Here is a 15,286-nt window from a genome sequence, read left to right as displayed (position 1 = left end):
TCATCGGTTGGTTTCGCGGCAGGGGAATACGTTGTTCCCCAATCTGGAAACGCTAGCACAGGGGAAACGTTGCGGAACCGATACACCCCGCAGGTCGAGAGGATCAGGCAAGCAATTCGGCGGAATACGCAAGCGCAGCCCACGGGGCCGCGCCATACCTGTAGGAGCCGGCCTTGCCGGCGAAAGGGCCTGTACAGTCAGCCCAGGGCAGTGGCTCGCGCAGGGTCATGGCATGTCAGGGGCATTGGCGGCAAGGTCACGAGACATGAGCCATTGCGCCTCGCCCCATGCCTCGAACCGCTCCATCAGGCGCCATCCACGCTTCGCGTAATAGGCGTGCTGGTCATGGGTATGCAAGTACAGCGTCGAGATGCCGCCGTCACGGGCATGATTGCAGATCCCTTCGATCAACCGTTCGGCGAGGCCCTGGCCACGTGCCTGCGGGCTGACGAACACGCAAGCCAGCCAGGGCCCGAGCTCCGGTCGTTCGGGCAGGTCGTCGACGGCCAGTGCGGCACTGCCCAGCAACCGGTCGCCGTCCAATGCCACCAGGCACTTCCACTGGCCATTGCGCTGCCCTTCGGCGAACTCGCGTTGCCAGGCTGGCAGGGGGAAATCCTGGAACTCGTAGTGGAACTGTTGATGCAGCCATTGCGCCAAGGTGTCGCAATGGGCCATGTGGTGTTCGAGCCAATCCAGGCGGGGCATGGGCAGTTCCTTTTGTTGTTTTCGGTGACGGGCAGCCAGCTATCGTTCTGGTGGTTTCTAGCAGTTTATGTTTGACCGTGTGGGAGCGGCCTTGTGTCGCGAAAGGGCTGCGTAGCGACCCCAGGCTTTCAGTGTCGGTGCAATGATCGCTTGGGCCGCTTTGCGGCCCTTTCGCGACACAAGGCCGCTCCCACAAGGATCGCGCAGGGCTTGGGGGCCGTGAATGCAGCAGTGAGTCTTCTACCGTATTGCGGGCAAGCCCCACGCGTATTGCTATGACAAACCTGGGCCCGCGAACACGGCATCCATTGTTTGGCGATCATGGTCCAGCAGGTAGCGGTTGTACTGGTGGTACAGCTGCTCAAGCCGGGCATGGTTGGGCCCGACCACATCCATACCCCGGTCGTCATAAGGCCAGACCATCAACTGCTGGGGCAGGTTGAACAGGTACAGCAGGCAGGAAGGGTTGGGCGTGATCGGGAAGTCGCTGGCCAGCGCGCACCACAGCAAGGCCTGCAAGTGGCTGGTCGGCACTTCGAAGGCCAGGGTGACCCAGTACTCCGGCGTATGTTCGTCCCACCCGTCATCCGGCGCGATCGGGTCGCGCCACAACGAACGTTCCCGGGCAACGGTGATACCGGCGTCACCCAGCGCACGCAGCACCTGGCGGGATGTCTCGGTGATGACTTTGCTGTGGCCACGCAGGCAGACCACCAGTGCCTGTTCATCGCGAAACACATCGCTGCAGACTTCCATGGCCTTGCGCAGCGCGGTAATGAACTGCTCGATCACGCCACCCGACTCGGACAGCTCGAAGCGCAGGCCGCCCGGGTAGTTGTAGTAGACCGGGCGGGTAAAGCAGTCACGCCCGAAGATGCGTTCGATTTCGCCTTGCAGATTCACATGTCCCTCGACAGTCACAGGTCTCACTCCCTGAAGCAACGGGATGATACGCCAGCGCATCCGTTGCCGCGAAGCCGCTGTATGATGCGGGTTCCGTAGCCTTGCACGAGCCTGAACATGGACACTCACTCGCTTCTCGCCTTCACCCTGGTCGCCGCGATCGCCATCGCCAGCCCAGGCCCCGCCACGCTCATGGCGATCAACAACAGCCTGGCCCATGGTCAACGCAGCGCGGTGTGGTCGTCGCTGGGCAACGCCACCGGGCTGTTCTGCCTGTCGGCGGCAGCGATGCTCGGGCTGGGGGCGTTGCTGGCCAGTTCGGAAATGCTGTTCAACGCGGTCAAGGTCATCGGTGCCGGCTACCTGTTCTACCTCGGTGCGCGGCAGCTGTTGAAGAAGAGCCCGATGCTGGTCGAGGGCATGGAGGAGGGCGCGGGCAAGCGCCGGCCGACGCCGTTGAAACTGTACAAGTCGGCGTTCCTGACCGCGGTCACCAACCCCAAGGCGACGATGTTCTTCACCGCGCTGTTCCCGCAGTTCATCGACCAGGGCGCGGCATTGTTGCCGCAGTTCCTGATCCTCACCGGGATCTTCATCCTGCTGTCGCTGACCTCCCTGAGCTTGTACGCCGCGCTCGCCGCACGGGCCAAGGGCGTGTTGACCCGCCCGTCGCTGTCGCGTTGGGTGAGCCGGGTGGTGGGCTCGACCTTCATCGGGTTTGGCGCGGCGATCCTGGCGATGCGTCGGCAGACGGCCTGAGCGAATATTCATGACGGGGCGCCTGGCGCCCCGTACTGCAACTTCCCCGCGTAATGGTCTTGATGACCGTCCCTCTTCGAATCCCGCTCTAAAGTTGTTGCCCGGTGATTCGTGTCTATTTGAAAGCGGGCATTCTGCTTTCGTCTGATTGTTCGACAATCCTCGTTTCGTGTTTTATGGAACCTGCGAGGCAGATGGGTTTGCGTAGGTTGCTATCAAAATGATGTGCAACTAATCGCCGAACTAATGACGCCAATTTTCCGAACTTTCTCAAGTTTCAAGACGAGGGCCGATAACCTGAAGTAGGCACGCCGGAAAGTTAAAGAACCCGACGGCCTGAATGCGTTAGTTGTGCAGTTCTGTCCGAATGGGTGTTGTATGTTGTACCTGCCTGCCATGTCCCGCCGTTCCGTCACGCCCAGCCGGTTGTTGCCTGCCATGTGGCTGTGCCTGTGTGCCGGTCTTGCGCACGCCGAAACAGTCGCCTCGGGGCAGGAAGTGCTGCGCCAACAGCAACAGCAGCAGACCGACCTGCAACAGTTGCAGTTGGAGCAACGCCGTCGGCAATTGCAACGCGGCGCGTTTGGTCCCTCGCCGACGACACCGCAGACGCCCCAGGCCGTGACCCCGGATGCACAGTGCTGGCCCCTGGCGGGCGTGCGCGTCGGTGGCGTCACGCTGATCGACCGCGCCACGCTCAACGCCCGCATCGAGCCCCTGGTCACCCCTTGCATGGGCGTGGGCCAGATCAATCACCTGCTGGCAACCCTCACCGCGCTGTATGTCGAGAAGGGCTATATCGCAAGCCGGCCTTACCTGAGCAGCGCTCCCGCCGCAGGGCATTCGCTGGATATCCTGGTCGACGAAGGTTACCTGGAGGCCATCGAACTGGCCGATCAACGCCTGCCGGTGTCCCTGGCCGGCGCCTTCCCCGGCATGCTGGGCGAGCCGTTGAACCTGCGCGACCTGGAGCAGGGCCTTGACCAGCTCAACCGCCTGCGGTCGGTCGACCTGACCGCGGATATCGCCCCGGGCAGCCAGCCCGGCGCCTCGCGGATCGTTTTGCGCTCGCGCAGCGCCGGGCAGCCGCGGGTGGCCGTGGGGCTGGGCCTGGACAACCTGGGCAGCGCCGGCACCGGGCGTGATCGCCAGGTGCTCAGCCTGAGCCTGGACAACCCGCTGGCGCTCAACGACCTGCTCAGCCTCAGCGCCAGCGACACCCTCAACCAGGGCGACCGCTACAGCCGCAATGCCAGCCTCTACTACGCCATCCCTTACGGCTACTGGACCTTCAGCCTGTTCGCCAGCCATGCCGAGTACCGCTCGCCGTTCAAGCTCAGCAGCGTCACCCTGCACAGCACCGGCATCACCGACCAGCTCAGCCTGCGCAGCGAGCGGGTGCTGTGGCGCGACCAGCAACACCAGTTGAGCGCCAACCTGCAGCTGGCGCACAAGGAGGTCGACACGGAGTTCGCCAAGGTGCGGCTGGATGTGCAGAGCCCGACCCTGACAGTGGCCGAGGCCGGGCTCAACCTGTTCTGGCTCGACCGCGCGGTGTGGAACCTCGACTTCAACTATGCCCAGGGCCTGCGCTGGCTCGGCGCCGACGACGATGGTCGGCGCCTGAACGGTGACCTGCCCAAGGCGCAGTTCCACAAGTACCGCGCCAGCCTTGGCCAGTGGCGCAACGGCCAGCTCGGCGGGCAGGCCTGGCAATGGCAGAGCCAACTCAACGTGCAATACAGCCCCGACCCGCTGCCGGCCATCGAGCAGTTGCTTGGTACCGACGATTCCGCCGTGCGCGGCTATCGGGTCAACAGCGTGTCCGGTGCCAACGGGGCGATCTGGCGCAACACCTTGCGCCTGCCCCTGCGCCATGACGGGCCCTTTGCGATCACCCCGCGCATTGGCCTCGACCATGGCTGGATCAAGGCCGATCACGGCGCCTCGAGCCAACGCCTGAGCGGTGCCAGTGTCGGCCTGAGCCTGGGCTACAAGGCCCTGCAGATCGATGTCGACTACCAGCGTGGCCTGACCACGCCCAGTGGCCTGCGCCACGAACCCGAAGTCTGGCTGTTCCGGGCCGGCCTGCAGATCTGACCGCGATCGCGCAGTGAATTGCAGCACCTACATGGAGAGTGACCTATGCCAAAGAACACCTTTGCCTTCCACCTTTCGCCGCAGGGCAAACTGCGCTGGGCGATTGCCAGCCTGTTCCTCGCCGCCAGCCTGCCGCAGGCACTGGCCGAGGGCGTGGTCGTGGCGCCCGGCCCTGGTGGCGCGGCGCAATTGCAGACCCAGGGTGGCGTGCCCATCGTCAATATCGTCGCGCCCAATGGCGCGGGGCTGTCGCATAACCAGTTCCTCGACTACAACGTCGACCGCCAGGGCCTGGTGCTGAACAACGCCTTGCAGGCCGGCAATTCCCAGCTTGCCGGCCAGCTGGCGGCCAACCCGCAGTTCCAGGGCCAGGCGGCGAGCGTGATCCTCAACGAAGTGGTCAGCCGCAACCCGTCGGCGATCAACGGCGCCCAGGAAATCTTCGGCCGTGCCGCCGACTACGTGCTGGCCAACCCCAATGGCATCTCGGTCAACGGCGCCAGTTTCATCAACACGCCCAATGCCAGCCTGGTGGTCGGCCGCCCCGAGCTGAGCGAGGGCAAGCTGAAGAGCCTGGGCACCCAGGACGCCAGCGGCCAACTGCAGGTGCAGGGTGGCGGGCTGCGCAACGATGGTGGCTCGGTCAACCTGATCGCCCCGCGCATCGACAGCCAGGGGCGCCTGGATGCGCGTGACCAGCTCAACCTGACCGCGGGTCGCCAGCAGGTGGATTACGCCAGCGGGCAGGTCACCCACGTCGACCCAAGCGCCAACACCACCGAGCAACGCATCGACGCCAGCCTGTTCGGCGCGATGCAGGCGGGGCGCATCAACATTGTCAGCACCGCGCAGGGCGCGGGCGTGCGGGTTGGCGCGGTGCAGGTCGAAGGGCGTGACGGCGTGCGCATCGATTCGGCCGGCGACCTGAACATCAGCGGCGCGGCCGTGGCCGACAAGCTGGAGGCGACCCGCGCCGGTATCCACAGCAGCCAAGGCGATGTCGGGCTGCGCAGCGGCCAGGACCTGACCCTGGCCGCCGCCGATGTCAGCGCGCGCGACGTCGGCCTCGACGCCGGGCGCAACCTTACCCTGAACACCGTGCAAAGCCGCAAGCTCCAGGAAAAGCGCGAGAACTGGCGCAGCGGCGCGCTGGGCATCGACTGGGAAACCTACCAGCGCACCCAGACCGACAGCGACACCCGCGAGCACGGCACCCAGGTCGTGGCCCGGCGCGATGCCCAGCTGAAATCGGGGCAGGATACGCAGCTCAATGCCGCCACCGTCGAGGCGCCGGGCCACCTGAGCGTGACCAGCGGCGCCGACCTGCGCGTGACCGCAGCCACCGAGCGCCACGTGCAGACTGACCAGGGCAAGCACACCAAGGGCTTCTGGAAAGCCGACTGGGATACCCGCAGCGAAGAGCAGCGCAGCGTCACCAGCCAGCTCAAGGGCGGCGACATCGAACTGCGCGCCAAGGCGGCGGTGCTGGCCGAGGGCGCACAGCTGACCAGCGGCAAGGACATCCGCATCGCTGGCAAGCAGGTGCAGATCAACAACGCCTCGCGCACCGACCAGCGCGACAGCCAGAACCAGCAGAGCAAGTTCTTCGGCGTCAGCCACAACGAAGCCAAGCAGAACACCCGGGAAAGCACCTCGGTGCGCAGCGAGCTGGTGGCCGGTGGCAACGTCGGCCTGAACAGCACTGAAGGCATCGATGTGGTCGGCTCGACGGTCAAGGCCAGCGGTACGCTGAACGCCGAGGCGGCGGGCGATGTGAAGGTCACCTCGGCCCAGGACACCCGTGAACAGAACAGCGCCAGCAGCAATCGAGGTTTCGTGGCCTCTGCCAAGGAGACGGCGCCTGGCTCCGGTCAGTACCGTGCGGGCGTGGGATATGCCAGCGAGCAGCAGGGGGCGACCCGCACCGACGTCAAGCAGCAGGGCTCGAGCCTCAGCGGCAGCGAGGTGCAGGTCAATGCCGGTGGCGAGCTGGCGCTCAAGGGCGCGACGGTGAAGTCCACTTCCGGCGATACCACCCTGTCCGGCAAGCAGGTGTCCTTGCTGGCCGAGCAGGATCGCCACAGTGAATCCAGCGACAGCAGCCGCACTTCAGGGGGCATCTACCTTACCGCCGGCCTCGACCGCGCGGGCGCCGGGGTCGAATTCGCCCATGGCACGCAGCAGGACGCCGCGAGCACGACGACCGCGAAGACCACCGGCGTGGACAGCGCTGGCAAGCTGACGATCAAGGCCGACACCCTGGCCAGCGAAGGGGCACAGGTGAACAGCGCCGGCCAATTGAGCGTCACCGCCAACCAGGTGGACAACCGCGCGGCCAGCGATACCACCAGCAGCAGCCACCAGAAGAGCGACTGGTCGGCGGATGTCGGGGTCAACGTCGAGTACAAGGACATCGCCCGGCCGATCGCCGGCGTGGTCAAGGATGTGGTCGATGGCAAGGTCACGGTCAAGGATGCGCTCGACGGCAAGCTGCCGCTCAAGGATGTCAAGGATGTACTGGACGGCAAGACCTCGCTGACCGACGCCCTGGGCAAGCTGGGCACGCCGAACCTGGGCGTCGACCTGGCCGTCGGGCACGCCAGCGAGCAGCGCAGCGAACAGACCGGCACCGCGGTGGTCGGCCAGTTCAATGGCCAGGGCGTCGAGCTGAACGTGGCCGGCGCATTGAAGGACCAGGGCACCCAGTACACCGCCAACGGCGGTGTGCTGAGCGTCAAGGCGGGTTCGCTGCAGGCCGAGGCGGCCAGCAATACCCACAACCGCACCGAGCAGCAGGTGACCGCCGATGTGTCCGCCCGGGTCTACACCAAGACCGGCGAGGACCTGAACGTGACCGCCAACGGTTCAGGGGGGAGCAAGTCCCTGGCCGAAGCCAAGTCCACTGCCGTGGTGGGCAGCTACACCGGCAGCCAGGGCCTGAACATCCAGGTCGGTGGCGATGCCCGCTTCGAAGGCAGCCGCTTCGACGGTGGCCAGGGCGCCGTGGCCGTCACCACCGGTGGCAAGCTGGCCTTGGACCAGGCCAACAACCATGAGCGTCGCGACACCGGCAGCCTCGGTGGCAGCGGTTCGCTGACCGTGGGCACCTTGCCAGTGGGCGACAAGATCGACCTGGGGGCCGGGTTCCAACTCGACCATGCCGGTGAGCACATCGTTGACAGCAAGGCCCAGGTGGCAAGCGTCAAGGGCAGTGGCTCGGTGCAGTTGGTTAGCGGTGGTGACCAGGTACAGCAAGGTACGCGCATCGACGCGGGCGGCCCGGTCGAGGCCAAGGCCGGTGGCGCGCTCGACCTGCAAGCGGCCAGCGACACCCGTACCGTCACCGGCAGCCACCTGGGTGGCGGCCTCAACCTCGGCGGCAAGGCAGCTACCGGTGAGCAAGGCCGTGACCTGAGTGGCAAGCTGGGTGGCAACTTCAATGTGGGGCAGACCAACGAACGCTCGCAGACCCTGACCGGTGGCCAGCTCGATAGCCGTGGCACCGTGGGCCTGGAAGGCCAGTCGGTGCACCTGCAGGGCACGCAGGTCGGCGCGGCGGGCGTCAACGTCGGGGCAGGCGAGGGTGGCCTGGTGCTGGAGTCGGCGCAGTCCAGCCAAAGCCGCGGCAACTGGGGCGTCGACCTGAAGGCCGGCAGCAACCTGAGCCGCAACACGCCAGCGGATGCCGGGCAACAGGTCACCACGTCGAAGGATTTCGACCTGGGTGGCAAGGTGCACGTCGACTACCTGCAAGGCGCCACTCAGCAGAACAGCCACATCACCGCTGGCGAAGTGACGCTGAACAGTGCCGGCGCGGCGCAGCTCAGCGGCGCGCGGGTCGATGGCCAGCAGGTCGGCGGCAAACTGGCGGGTGGGCTGACGGTCCAGGACCGGCAGGACACCACCACGTCGGTTCGTCTTGACCTGGGCGCTGGCCTGGCCGGCAAGCCGGGCAAGGCGAAGGAGGGCCAGGACAAGGAAGGCCAGGAGAAGGCCGGCTTCGACTACACGCCGTCGTTCAACGCCCAGGGCGAGTTCACGCGCAAGGCCGCGACCAAGGAGGCGTCGCACATTGCCAGTGAGCGCAACCTGGCGCTGGAAGGCCAGGGTGTCGAGCAGGCCGGGACGCTGATCGGTGCCCAGGTGAAGCCGCTGGGCTATGAGGTCAAGGCCACGCTGGACCTGCCCAAGCTGCCTGAGGGTGGTGTGCCGAGTGTTTCGCTGGACAACGGCAAGCTGAAGGTCGGCCCTGTCACGGTCGAAGGCCATGTTGACGGCCTGACCACCAAGGGCTGATCGACACCCACCGCGGGCGCCGGCATGCCCGGCTCCTGCGCTGGGGCGCTGAGCTTGGGGCCGGTGCGGTCCCTGTAGGAGCGGGTTTACCCGCGAATGCGAAGGTGGGCTCACCGGCGTATTCGCGGGTAAACCCGTTTTTACAGGGCCTGGCCGATCAACGGGGCATGTAGCCCAATTGCCAGGCCCTGGGGATGAACCGCGTCACCAGGGCCAACAGGCAGGCCAGGGCACAGCTGGCCGCCAACGCCCGCAACCCGAGCCGCTGCTCCAGCCAGGCGCCCATCGCCGCACCCAGCAGCATGCCGCTCCACGGCACCAACTGCACACGCCAGCCATGCCGACGTTCGCCCAACAGCCAGCGCCCGAGCCCGCGCCCGAACCGCGAAAGCGCCCCGGTCACGTAGGTCAGGCCGATGGGCAGGCCATTCACCTGTTCGACCACGGCATTGAGCATGCCCATGGCGAGAATCGTCGTGACCAGCGCCGCAAAGGTCGAGGCCCCGGGCCAGGCGGCGGCGAAGGCAAGCAGCGCGGCGACCAGCAACAGCAACGGCGAGGCCCGTCGCCGGAATTTCCGGGCCAGCAGCACACCCATGACGTTACCCAGCACGAAGCTGAGGATCGCCAGGGCCAGGCGCAGCATCAGGGCAAAGTCCGCCTGGCTGATCGCCACGGCCAGGCGGGTGGTGTTGCCGCTCATGAACGAGACGAAGTCCCCCAACGCCAGCAGGCCGATCGCGTCGGTCATGCCCGCCAACACCGACAGCCCGGCCACCAGCCCAAGGCCGACCCGCCCGCGCAGTGCTTGCAACCTGACCCGACGGGCGCTGTGCAGGGAGGAGGCGGTGGGCAGCATGGCGACGTATCTCCGGTACAGGACGGGGCGGGACCCCGATCATATACCTGGCGTCATGCGCTTGGACAAAGCGTCAGGCACATGCCTTGAACCTGCAGTTCGCTGTCCTCGCGCAAGGGCTCCGGCGCACCGGAAGGGTAGAACCCATTCGCCCGATACAAGCCCATGGCCGGACTGTCAGCCACTGTCACGCCCAGGCGCACCTCGTGCACCTGGTGATCCCTGCTCCAGTCCAGCGCCACCCGCAGCAGCGCGCGGCCGGCACCTTGCCCACGGGCCTCGGGGGCAACCCACATCTGATAGAGGTCGGCCGTGACAGGTTCGGTAGCGGACAACCGACACCATACGAGCCCACACGGCACGCGGTCGAGCAACGCGATCAATAGACGATCCCTGCCAGAGGTGAGGGCGGATTCGACTCGTGCTTGCCATGCCTGATCGCTACGCAATGATTCCGATGCGTAGGTGCTGCCGAATGCATCAGGCGTGTCGAGCAGGGCCTTGAGGCGCAAGTCGCGATAAATGGGCCAGTCGGCACTGCCCATGGGACGGATCCGGATCATGATTTGGCTTGGTCGTGTGAAGTCATTGTTCAAAAACTGCCGGTGCGTACGTCGCCACTGCGCACATAGTGGGCGATCAGTACACCGCTGGGTGAGACAGCCGATTCCCTCAAGGTGAATGCCGCCGCCTGTGCATCGTCGCCGAACAGGCGCTTGCCGCGCCCGAGCAGCAATGGGTGGATCAGCAGGCGCAGCTCATCCACCAGGCCTGCGGCCAGCAACTGGCGGACCAGTTCGCCACTGCCCTGGGTCAGCAGCTGAGCGCCGTCTTGCTGCTTGAGCCTGCCGACCGCTGCGGTCACATCCTGGCCCAAGGCATGGCTGTTGTGCCATGCGATCGATTCGGGGTGGTGGGTGGCGACATGCTTGGGGACGCTGTTGAACAGGTCGGCGAGCGGGCTATCCGCCGAATCTTGCCCCTGGTGTGGCCAGTAACCGGCAAAGATGTCGTAGGTGCGCCGCCCCAGTAGCAATTCGAAGGGTTCGCTGAACAGCGCCTGCATGGCCTGGCCGAAGACTTCGTCGGCGTAGGGCGGGATCCAGCCGCCGTAGGTGAAGCCGCCGCTGGTGTCTTCCTCTGGCCCACCGGGGGCCTGCATGACGCCGTCGAGGGTGATGAAGGCGGCAACGATGAGCTTGCGCATGGGGTGGACCTCCTCGGTTGTTTGAGGGTTAGTCGAACGCAGCTAGCTGAAATCGACAGGAGCACTGAAAGATAGCCGGATATGGACGGCTGTGTAGGAGCGGCCTTGTGCCGCGAACGGGCTGCACAGCAGCCCCTGCAATCTCGCAGGCGCCACTGAGATCCTGGGGCCGCGTTGCGGCCCTTTCGCGGCGCAAGGCCGCTCCTACAGGGTATGGTTGTTGTCGGCGAGCCTTGTGCTCAAGGCTGGAGGGAGGGGCGGCCTGGCAGCGATGCGATCATCTGGTCGAAGGCGGCGACCGAATAGCGCGCTGAGAGGTTTTCCATGGCTGGAGGTTGCGTGGGGAAGTCAAAGTGAACACGCCCGGGCAGCACTTTTTCCAGGGCCGAGTACCACGTCATCAGCGCGGGTTGCAGGCGCACATGCAGCTCGAAGCCGCTACGTCGGCGGGTGCTGTCTGCCTGGGCCCGTTCTCGTGCCAGTCGAGGGTCGATACGGCCGACAAGGTAACGGTCGGCGAAACCGATGCGCCCTTGCACGATCGTCTCCCGGGTGGCGGCAAGTTCCAGGCGCCAGTCACGCTCGCTTGCCTCGCCGATCTGCCACAGGCTCCAGATGTAGTGCAGCTTGAGCGGATCGCTGTCGCACACGGCCCATGTCGCGGTGCTTTCCATCGCCAGCGCCGCTTGCCAGCGGTCCACGTTGCGCTCCGCCCAGAAGGCCGCAGTGCCGACCGGGTCTGTCGCGCGCTCCGGCACGTTGGCGAAACGCCCATTTTCAGCAACGACCTGCTGCCCACCGTGCTGCGTGCACCAGGTGGTCTTGCCACAGGCGCTGATCCCTTCGACCACCAGAATCATGCTTCGACTGCTCCATTGCTTGCCTCATCCCAGTGGGCAGGGGCGCGTGACACCCCTGCCCGAGGACTTTCGAAAGGCGCGCACTTTCGCACTTTACAGCCAGTAGGTCACCGCCCACCAGCCCAACCCACCCATGACCACGGTGTAGGGCAGGGCCATCCACACCATGCGCCCGTAAGACAGGCGAATCAGCGGCGCGATTGCCGAAGTGAGCAGGAACAGGAACGCGGCCTGCCCGTTCGGGGTGGCCACGCTGGGCAGGTTGGTGCCGGTGTTGATCGCCACCGCCAGGGTCTCGAAGTGCTCGCGGCTCATCGCGCCATTGAGGAAGGCCTGCTTGACCTCGGTGATGTAGATGGTGGCGACGAACACGTTGTCGCTGATCGCCGACAGCAGGCCGTTGGCCAGGTACAGCATCCCCGGCTGCTGCTCGCTGGGCAGGGCCAGCACCCAGGCGATCAGCGGGCTGAACAGCTGCTGCTGGTGGATCACCGCAACCACGGCGAAGAACACCACCAGCAGCGCGGTGAACGGCATGGCGTCCTGGAACGCGCGGCCCAGGCGATGCTCGTCGGTGATGCCGGTGAAGGCGGTGATCAGCACGATCACCAGCAGGCCGATCAACCCCACCTCGGCGATGTGCAGGCCCAGGCAGACGATCAGGATCAGCGCGGCCAGGCCTTGCACCACCAGGGCGATACGTTGCGCCTGGGTGCGTGCGGCGTCGTCCTCGGCGGCGTAGGCGGCCAGTACCTGGCGCACGCGCTCGGGCATCAGCGTGCCGTAGCCGAACAGCCGCAGTTTCTCCAGCAGCACGCAGGTCACCAGGCCTGCCGCCAGCACGGGCATGGAGACCGGCGCGACCTTGCTGAAGAAGTCAGCGAAGTGCCAGCCCATCTCATGGCCGATCAGCAGGTTCTGCGGCTCGCCCACCAAGGTGCACACGCCGCCCAGGGCGGTACCGACCGCACCATGCATCAGCAGGCTGCGCAGGAAGGCACGGAACTGGTCAAGGTCTTCGCGGTGCAACTGCTCGACCTGGTGGTCGCTGTCCAGCGCCGACTCCTCGCGCGGATTGGTGCCGGAGGCGACGCGGTGATAGACGGCGTAGAACCCCACCGCCGCGCTGATGATCACCGCGGTCACGGTAAGGGCGTCGAGGAACGCCGAGAGGAACGCCGACAGCACGCAGAACAGCAGGCTGAGCACAGCCTTGGAGCGCACCCCCAGCAGGATCCGCGAGAACAGGAACAGCAGCAGCTCCTTCATGAAGTGAATGCCGGCGACCATGAACATCAGCAGCAGGATCACCGGGAAGTTGTGCTGCAATTCCTCGTACAGCGCCTCGGGCGTGGTCATGCGCAGCAGCAGCGCCTCGACCAGCAGCAGGCCGCCGGGCATCAGCGGGTAGCACTTGAGCGCCATCCCCAGGGTGAAGATGAACTGGATCACCAGCACCCAGCCGGTGACCACCGGGCCTAGGGTCGCCAGCAGTAATGGGTTGAGGACCAGGAACAGGGCGATGACGGCCTTGTACCAACGCGGCGACTGGCCCAGGAAGCTGTGGGCGAGGGCGCCGGTCAGGGAACGGGACATGAATTTGTATCCTTTTGATTCAGCAGTCGCGCACGGTGCCCCATCAAGCCGCGCGGCGCAAGGCATCCAGTCCAGCTTTTGGCACATGCACGGCCTTGCCGCTGCGCTAAGATCCTGCACTGTGAACCCTTTCCCCACAGGAGTGCCGTCCGTGACCGATTACACCGCGTTCAAGGTCGAACTGACCGACAACATCGCCCACGTGCAAATCAACCGCCCGGAAAAAATCAACGCGATGAATGCCGCGTTCTGGGAGGAGATCGTCGACATCTTCCAGTGGATCGACGACACCGACGCAGTGCGCGCGGTGGTCATCAGCGGTGCGGGCAAGCATTTCTCCTCGGGCATCGACCTGATGATGCTGGCCTCGCTGGCCGGCCAGATGGGCAAGGACGTCGGCCGCAACGCCCGCCTGCTGCGCCGCACCATCCTGCGCCTGCAAAGCTCGTTCAATGCCGTGGACAATTGCCGCAAGCCGGTGCTGGCGGCGATCCAGGGCTACTGCATCGGTGGCGCCATCGACCTGGTCTCGGCCTGCGACATGCGCTACTGCGCCAGCGACGCGCAGTTCTCGATCAAGGAGATCGACATGGGCATGGCCGCCGATGTCGGCACTTTGCAACGTCTGCCGCGTATCATCGGCGACGGCATTCTGCGCGAACTGGCCTACACCGGGCGCAACGTCGATGCCGACGAGGCGCTGCGCATCGGCCTGGTCAACCGTGTCTACGATGACCAGGCGGCGCTGCTCGACGGGGTCTTTGCCATTGCCCGCGAAATTGCCGCAAAATCACCGGTCGCGGTGGCCGGCACCAAGGAGATGCTCAGCTACATGCGTGACCATCGCATCGACGATGGCCTGGAGTACATCGCCACCTGGAACGCCGCCATGCTGCAGTCCGAAGACTTGCGCGTGGCCGTGGCCGCCCACATGAGCAAACAGCAACCGACGTTCGCCGACTGACCTCGCGGCGGGCGTCTTCAAGGGGCCCTGAACCATGTCAGCACGCTGGACAACCGCAGTACTCGACCCGCAGACCACCGGGGGCTGGGCCGTCGCCCGCAGCCCGGAGGGGTTCCTGGTGGATGCCAATGGCGCGCTGTTTCCCCGCGACTGGCTCAAGCGCCAGGAGCTGGATGTGCTGTGCGAGCACGGCATCGGCCATTTCGACGGCCAGCCGGTGTTCCTGCTGGAGTTGCGCGCCGCCAGCGAGGTCCAGGGTTGCAACTGGCAAGGGCTGCGCCGGTTCATGCTCGAAGGTGACTTCGACACCTACAAGGTGCTGGGTTACGCCGCGCAGATCGGCACCTGGGCCCGTGAGCACCGTTTCTGCGGTAGCTGCGGGCAGCCCATGACGCAGATCCGCTGGGAGCGGGCGATGTACTGCCAACCGTGCGAGCTGCGCAGCTACCCGCGCATTTCACCCAGCATGATCGTGTTGATCACCCGTGGCGACGAGGTGCTGCTGGCCCGCTCGCCACGCTTCGTCACTGGCGTGTACAGCACCCTGGCCGGCTTCGCCGAGCCGGGCGAATCCGCCGAAGACTGCCTGGTGCGCGAGGTGCGTGAAGAAGTGGCGATCGAGGTGAAGAACATCCAGTACGTGGGCAGCCAATGCTGGCCGTTCCCGCACTCGATGATGCTGGGCTTCCATGCCGAGTACGCGGGTGGGGAGATCGTCATGCAGCCTGACGAGATCGAGGACGCCCAATGGTTCAACGTCCACGACCTGCCACCGCTGCCGGCCGGCCGCTCCATTGCCCGCTACCTGATCGACCTGTACGTAGCGCGGCGCCTGGGGTTGGCGGAGCCTGTACTGCCGGCCTGATGCCTGTGGGTCGGACCAAGCCTCACGCGATTCCTGTAGGAGCGGCCTTGAGCCGCGAAAGGGCCGCAAAGCGGCCCCGGCGATGGTTGCTCAACCTTGAAATCCTGGGGCCGCTACGCAGCCCTTTCGCGGCTAAAGCCGCTCCTATGTATGGACTCGCCCACACTGT

Annotated in this window: 12 protein-coding genes; 5 read left to right on the top strand and 7 right to left on the bottom strand. The window is 65.7% G+C overall.

Annotated features, from left to right (window positions below; translation table 11 throughout):
• Positions 1–225: 225 nt before the first annotated feature.
• Positions 226–708 (bottom strand): GNAT family N-acetyltransferase, encoded by a 483-nt coding sequence (locus tag P5705_RS21560; protein ID WP_277462900.1) that lies wholly within the window; start codon positions 706–708, stop codon positions 226–228.
• A gap of 273 nt (positions 709–981) precedes the next feature.
• Positions 982–1,629: a DUF3885 domain-containing protein gene (locus P5705_RS21555; protein WP_277462899.1), complete on the bottom strand. Its 648-nt coding sequence runs from the start codon at positions 1,627–1,629 to the stop codon at positions 982–984.
• 99 nt (positions 1,630–1,728) lie between these two features.
• On the opposite strand from P5705_RS21555, the gene P5705_RS21550 reads away from it, so the two are divergent.
• The 3 genes from P5705_RS21550 to P5705_RS21540 all read left to right on the top strand — a co-directional run bounded on the left by P5705_RS21550 (position 1,729) and on the right by P5705_RS21540 (position 8,766).
• On the top strand, positions 1,729–2,370 hold the full coding sequence (locus tag P5705_RS21550) for a LysE family translocator (protein WP_240063358.1): 642 nt from the start codon (positions 1,729–1,731) through the stop codon (positions 2,368–2,370).
• Between the two features lie 378 nt (positions 2,371–2,748).
• Positions 2,749–4,470, top strand: a complete 1,722-nt coding sequence (locus tag P5705_RS21545) for a ShlB/FhaC/HecB family hemolysin secretion/activation protein (protein ID WP_277462898.1) — start codon at positions 2,749–2,751, stop codon at positions 4,468–4,470.
• A 45-nt stretch (positions 4,471–4,515) separates the two neighbouring features.
• On the top strand, positions 4,516–8,766 hold the full coding sequence (locus P5705_RS21540; RefSeq protein ID WP_277462897.1) for a hemagglutinin repeat-containing protein: 4,251 nt from the start codon (positions 4,516–4,518) through the stop codon (positions 8,764–8,766).
• Positions 8,767–8,923: 157 nt separating this feature from the next.
• Here P5705_RS21540 and P5705_RS21535 read toward each other — a convergent pair whose 3' ends face one another.
• The 5 genes from P5705_RS21535 to nhaB form a co-directional block, all read right to left on the bottom strand.
• Positions 8,924–9,625: a YoaK family protein gene (locus P5705_RS21535; RefSeq protein WP_277462896.1), complete on the bottom strand. Its 702-nt coding sequence runs from the start codon at positions 9,623–9,625 to the stop codon at positions 8,924–8,926.
• A 53-nt stretch (positions 9,626–9,678) separates the two neighbouring features.
• Entirely contained in the window at positions 9,679–10,170 is a 492-nt protein-coding gene (locus tag P5705_RS21530) for a GNAT family N-acetyltransferase (protein ID WP_277462895.1), read from the bottom strand.
• Between the two features lie 47 nt (positions 10,171–10,217).
• A complete protein-coding gene (locus P5705_RS21525) occupies positions 10,218–10,832 on the bottom strand; it encodes a dihydrofolate reductase family protein (RefSeq protein ID WP_277462894.1) in 615 nt (204 codons plus the stop codon).
• 239 nt (positions 10,833–11,071) lie between these two features.
• Positions 11,072–11,692 carry a hypothetical protein gene (locus P5705_RS21520; RefSeq protein ID WP_277462893.1) on the bottom strand — a complete coding sequence of 207 codons (621 nt, stop codon included), beginning with the start codon at positions 11,690–11,692 and terminating at the stop codon, positions 11,072–11,074.
• Between the two features lie 93 nt (positions 11,693–11,785).
• The gene (gene nhaB / locus P5705_RS21515) at positions 11,786–13,288 is read right to left on the bottom strand and encodes a sodium/proton antiporter NhaB (protein ID WP_277462891.1); all 1,503 of its coding nucleotides are present in this window, start codon (positions 13,286–13,288) and stop codon (positions 11,786–11,788) included.
• Between the two features lie 151 nt (positions 13,289–13,439).
• On the opposite strand from nhaB, the gene P5705_RS21510 reads away from it, so the two are divergent.
• Complete coding sequence (locus P5705_RS21510; protein WP_277462890.1) at positions 13,440–14,252, top strand: crotonase/enoyl-CoA hydratase family protein; 813 nt, start codon at positions 13,440–13,442, stop codon at positions 14,250–14,252.
• A gap of 34 nt (positions 14,253–14,286) precedes the next feature.
• A complete protein-coding gene (nudC, locus tag P5705_RS21505; RefSeq protein ID WP_277462889.1) occupies positions 14,287–15,117 on the top strand; it encodes an NAD(+) diphosphatase in 831 nt (276 codons plus the stop codon).
• Positions 15,118–15,286 lie beyond the last annotated feature (169 nt).

Source organism: Pseudomonas entomophila (assembly GCF_029478665.1).
In the GTDB taxonomy this organism is placed as follows: domain Bacteria; phylum Pseudomonadota; class Gammaproteobacteria; order Pseudomonadales; family Pseudomonadaceae; genus Aquipseudomonas; species Aquipseudomonas entomophila_F.
This window is presented reverse-complemented; position numbering and strand designations above follow the sequence as displayed.